Origin of the sequence: Micromonospora solifontis, from assembly GCF_003725545.1 — a bacterium.
In the GTDB taxonomy this organism is placed as follows: Bacteria; Actinomycetota; Actinomycetes; order Mycobacteriales; family Micromonosporaceae; genus Micromonospora; species Micromonospora solifontis.
In genome coordinates this window covers 1-5389 of sequence record NZ_RJLN01000160.1, presented here as the reverse complement: position 1 = coordinate 5389, position 5389 = coordinate 1, and the positions used below count along the sequence as shown (strand labels likewise).

3 rRNA genes are annotated in these 5389 nt (G+C 58.2%); all 3 read right to left on the bottom strand.

Annotation, left to right across the window (positions count from 1 at the left end):
* Positions 1 to 4: 4 nt before the first annotated feature.
* The 3 genes from rrf to EFE23_RS27335 all read right to left on the bottom strand — a co-directional run bounded on the left by rrf (position 5) and on the right by EFE23_RS27335 (position 5198).
* A 5S ribosomal RNA gene (gene rrf, locus EFE23_RS27345) occupies positions 5 to 121 on the bottom strand.
* A 76-nt stretch (positions 122 to 197) separates the two neighbouring features.
* Positions 198 to 3305, bottom strand: a 23S ribosomal RNA gene (locus tag EFE23_RS27340).
* Between the two features lie 376 nt (positions 3306 to 3681).
* A 16S ribosomal RNA gene (locus EFE23_RS27335) occupies positions 3682 to 5198 on the bottom strand.
* Together the 16S, 23S and 5S rRNA genes form the textbook arrangement of a ribosomal RNA operon.
* Positions 5199 to 5389 lie beyond the last annotated feature (191 nt).

Below are 5389 nucleotides of genomic sequence, written 5' to 3'. Positions count from 1 at the left end.
GATTGTCCGGCGGTGTCCTACTCTCCCACACCCTCCCGAGTGCAGTACCATCGGCGCTGGAGGGCTTAGCTTCCGGGTTCGGAATGTGACCGGGCGTTTCCCCTCCGCCATGACCGCCGTAACTCTATGAACATGTCAAAACAACCCCGTGGGTTGTTCGCTCGTTCAGAGTTGCACAGTGGACGCGTAGCAGCTTCGTAGTCAAGTCCTCGGCCTATTAGTACCGGTCAACTGAACCCGTTACCGGGCTTACATTTCCGGCCTATCAACCCAGTCGTCTAGCTGGGGGCCTTACCCCACAAAGTGGGTGGGATACCTCATCTTGAAGCGAGCTTCCCGCTTAGATGCTTTCAGCGGTTATCCCTTCCGAACGTAGCTAACCAGCCGTGCCCCTGGCGGGACAACTGGCACACCAGAGGTTCGTCCGTCCCGGTCCTCTCGTACTAGGGACAGCCCTTCTCAAGTATCCTACGCGCACGGCGGATAGGGACCGAACTGTCTCACGACGTTCTAAACCCAGCTCGCGTACCGCTTTAATGGGCGAACAGCCCAACCCTTGGGACCTGCTACAGCCCCAGGATGCGACGAGCCGACATCGAGGTGCCAAACCATCCCGTCGATATGGACTCTTGGGGAAGATCAGCCTGTTATCCCCGGGGTACCTTTTATCCGTTGAGCGACACCGCTTCCACATGCCAGTGCCGGATCACTAGTCCCGACTTTCGTCCCTGCTCGACCTGTCAGTCTCACAGTCAAGCTCCCTTGTGCACTTGCACTCAACACCTGATTGCCAACCAGGCTGAGGGAACCTTTGGGCGCCTCCGTTACCCTTTAGGAGGCAACCGCCCCAGTTAAACTACCCACCAGACACTGTCCCTGAACCGGATAACGGTCCGAAGTTAGATACCCAAATCAACCAGAGTGGTATTTCAAGATTGCCTCCACCCTAACTGGCGTTAGAGCTTCACCGGCTCCCACCTATCCTACACAAGCTAACTCAGATACCAATGTCAAGCTATAGTAAAGGTCCCGGGGTCTTTCCGTCCTGCCGCGCGTAACGAGCATCTTTACTCGTAATGCAATTTCGCCGGGCCTGTGGTTGAGACAGTGGGGAAGTCGTTACGCCATTCGTGCAGGTCGGAACTTACCCGACAAGGAATTTCGCTACCTTAGGATGGTTATAGTTACCACCGCCGTTTACTGGCGCTTAAGTTCTCCGCTTCGCCCCGAAGAGCTAACAGGTCCCCTTAACGTTCCAGCACCGGGCAGGCGTCAGTCCATATACATCGAATTACTTCTTCGCATGGACCTGTGTTTTTAGTAAACAGTCGCTTCCCCCTGCTCTCTGCGGCCATACAACGCTCCACCCGCGCGGGGCTTCACGTCTCCGGCCCCCCTTCTCCCTAAGTTACGGGGGCAATTTGCCGAGTTCCTTAACCACAGTTCGCCCGATCGCCTCGGTATTCTCTACCTGACCACCTGTGTCGGTTTGGGGTACGGGCCGCTAAGAACTCGCTAGAGGCTTTTCTCGGCAGCATAGGATCACTGACTTCACCTGAATCGGCTCGGCATCACGTCTCAGCCTACATGCGCCGCGGATTTGCCTACGGCACGGCCTACACGCTTACCCCGGCACAACCACCGGCCGGGCTCAGCTACCTTCCTGCGTCACCCCATCGCTTGACTACTACCCGCCAGGTTCCCACGCTCCCCACCCTCAACCCGAAGGTCTTGGATGGCTTGGGTGGTTAGCACAACGAGGTTCGTCAGGGTCGCTCTTTCGCGGGTACGGGAATATCAACCCGTTGTCCATCGACTACGCCTCTCGGCCTCGCCTTAGGTCCCGACTCACCCAGGGCGGATTAGCCTGGCCCTGGAACCCTTGGTCATCCGGCGGAAGGGTTTCTCACCCTTCTTTCGCTACTCATGCCTGCATTCTCACTCGTGCCGCGTCCACAACTAGGTCACCCCGTTGCTTCACCCCCGGCACGACGCTCCCCTACCCACCCACACACCTGCACCAGATATCAAGACCTGGCGAAGTCATTGTGTGAGTGCCACAGCTTCGGCGGTGTGCTTGAGCCCCGCTACATTGTCGGCGCGGAACCACTTGACCAGTGAGCTATTACGCACTCTTTAAAGGGTGGCTGCTTCTAAGCCAACCTCCTGGTTGTCTATGCGACCCCACATCCTTTTCCACTTAGCACACGCTTAGGGGCCTTAGCTGGTGATCTGGGCTGTTTCCCTCTCGACTACGAAGCTTATCCCCCGCAGTCTCACTGCCGCGCTCTCACTTACCGGCATTCGGAGTTTGGCTGATTTCGGTAAGCTTGTGGGCCCCCTAGACCATCCAGTGCTCTACCTCCGGCAAGAAACACGCGACGCTGCACCTAAATGCATTTCGGGGAGAACCAGCTATCACGGAGTTTGATTGGCCTTTCACCCCTAACCACAGGTCATCCCCCAACTTTTCAACGTTGGTGGGTTCGGCCCTCCACGCGGTCTTACCCGCGCTTCAGCCTGCCCATGGCTAGATCACTCCGCTTCGGGTCTAGAGCATGCGACTGTATCGCCCTATTCAGACTCGCTTTCGCTACGGCTCCCCCACACGGGTTAACCTCGCCACATGCCACTAACTCGCAGGCTCATTCTTCAAAAGGCACGCCGTCACCCCGCAAGGCTCCGACGGATTGTAGGCGAACGGTTTCAGGTACTATTTCACTCCCCTCCCGGGGTACTTTTCACCATTCCCTCACGGTACTCGTCCGCTATCGGTCACCAGGAAGTATTTAGGCTTACCAGGTGGTCCTGGCAGATTCACGGCAGATTTCAGGAGTCCGCCGCTACTCGGGAACACCCACAGAAGACCAGCAACTTTCACCTACCGGACTATCACCGTCTACGGTCAGCCATTCCAGACTGTTCGACTAGCCACCAGCTTTGTAACTCCTCGAGTGCGTGTCAGCACACTCAGCAGGGTCCCACAACCCCGACCACGCAACCCCTGACAGGTATCACACGCAGCCGGTTTAGCCTCAATCCGCTTTCGCTCGCCACTACTCACGGAATCACTATTTGTTTTCTCTTCCTACGGGTACTGAGATGTTTCACTTCCCCGCGTTCCCCCCACACACCCTATGTGTTCAGGTGCGGGTGACATCACATGACTGATGCCGGGTTTCCCCATTCGGACACCCTGGGATCACAGCTTGGTTGACAGCTCCCCCAGGCCTATCGCGGCCTCCCACGTCCTTCATCGGCTCCTGGTGCCAAGGCATCCACCGTTCGCCCTTGACAACTTGACCACAAAGATGCTCGCGTCCACTGTGCAATTCTCAACAAACGACCAACCCACAACCCGAACCGCCCCACACCTACGACCCCCACACAGGAATCACGGTTTGCGAGGCCAGGCCGTGCCTGGCGCCACACGAGCTCCCGCCCGCGCAATGGCTCCGAAGAGACAACCGACGGTTGTTCCTTCAGGACCCAACAGGGTGCTTAGCGCTTCCTCCCAGCCGCACCGGTCATCCGTTCCCCACCACCCCAAGAGGCGGTCCTACTAGGAATCCCGGCCGTTGCCAGGGAAAAACTGGCCAGTGTCTCCGCCTGCGAGCACCCCACCACCGCGTTCGGGTGGCGTGGGCTCCATACCGTCTTTCGACGGATGGTGCTCCTTAGAAAGGAGGTGATCCAGCCGCACCTTCCGGTACGGCTACCTTGTTACGACTTCGTCCCAATCGCCAGCCCCACCTTCGACGGCTCCCTCCCACAAGGGGTTGGGCCACCGGCTTCGGGTGTTGCCGACTTTCGTGACGTGACGGGCGGTGTGTACAAGGCCCGGGAACGTATTCACCGCAGCGTTGCTGATCTGCGATTACTAGCGACTCCGACTTCACGGGGTCGAGTTGCAGACCCCGATCCGAACTGAGACCGGCTTTTTGGGATTCGCTCCACCTCACGGTATCGCAGCCCATTGTACCGGCCATTGTAGCATGCGTGAAGCCCTGGACATAAGGGGCATGATGACTTGACGTCATCCCCACCTTCCTCCGAGTTGACCCCGGCAGTCTTCGATGAGTCCCCGCCATAACGCGCTGGCAACATCGAACGAGGGTTGCGCTCGTTGCGGGACTTAACCCAACATCTCACGACACGAGCTGACGACAGCCATGCACCACCTGTGACCGCCCCCGAAGGACCTGCCATCTCTGACAGTTTTGCGGCCATGTCAAACCCAGGTAAGGTTCTTCGCGTTGCATCGAATTAATCCGCATGCTCCGCCGCTTGTGCGGGCCCCCGTCAATTCCTTTGAGTTTTAGCCTTGCGGCCGTACTCCCCAGGCGGGGCGCTTAATGCGTTAGCTGCGGCACAGGGAACCGGAGAGGCCCCCCACACCTAGCGCCCAACGTTTACAGCGTGGACTACCAGGGTATCTAATCCTGTTCGCTCCCCACGCTTTCGCTCCTCAGCGTCAGTATCGGCCCAGAGACCCGCCTTCGCCACCGGTGTTCCTCCTGATATCTGCGCATTTCACCGCTACACCAGGAATTCCAGTCTCCCCTACCGAACTCTAGCCTGCCCGTATCGACTGCAGGCCCGCAGTTGAGCTGCGGGTTTTCACAGTCGACGCGACAAGCCGCCTACGAGCTCTTTACGCCCAATAAATCCGGACAACGCTCGCGCCCTACGTCTTACCGCGGCTGCTGGCACGTAGTTGGCCGGCGCTTCTTCTGCAGGTACCGTCACTTACGCTTCGTCCCTGCTGAAAGAGGTTTACAACCCGAAGGCCGTCATCCCTCACGCGGCGTCGCTGCATCAGGCTTCCGCCCATTGTGCAATATTCCCCACTGCTGCCTCCCGTAGGAGTCTGGGCCGTGTCTCAGTCCCAGTGTGGCCGGTCGCCCTCTCAGGCCGGCTACCCGTCGTCGCCTTGGTAGGCCATCACCCCACCAACAAGCTGATAGGCCGCGAGCCCATCCCAGGCCGAAAAACTTTCCACCACCAGTCATGCGACCAGAAGTCATATTCGGTATTAGCCCCGGTTTCCCGGGGTTATCCCAAAGCCTAGGGCAGGTTGCTCACGTGTTACTCACCCGTTCGCCGCTCGAGTACCCCGAAGGGCCTTTCCGCTCGACTTGCATGTGTTAAGCACGCCGCCAGCGTTCGTCCTGAGCCAGGATCAAACTCTCCAACAAAAACTTGTTGAACAATCCATCCCGACAACAAAAGTGTTGCCAAAGGAATCCCAACCAGCCAAACCCGAAGGCCCGACCAGTCCGGGGTATAAAACAATTTGGCACTGGCTTATCAAGCACCCTGTTGAGTTCTCAAAGAACAACCACACACCAACCAGAAGCCCTACACCGTAGAACCCCCGCTTGGGGCA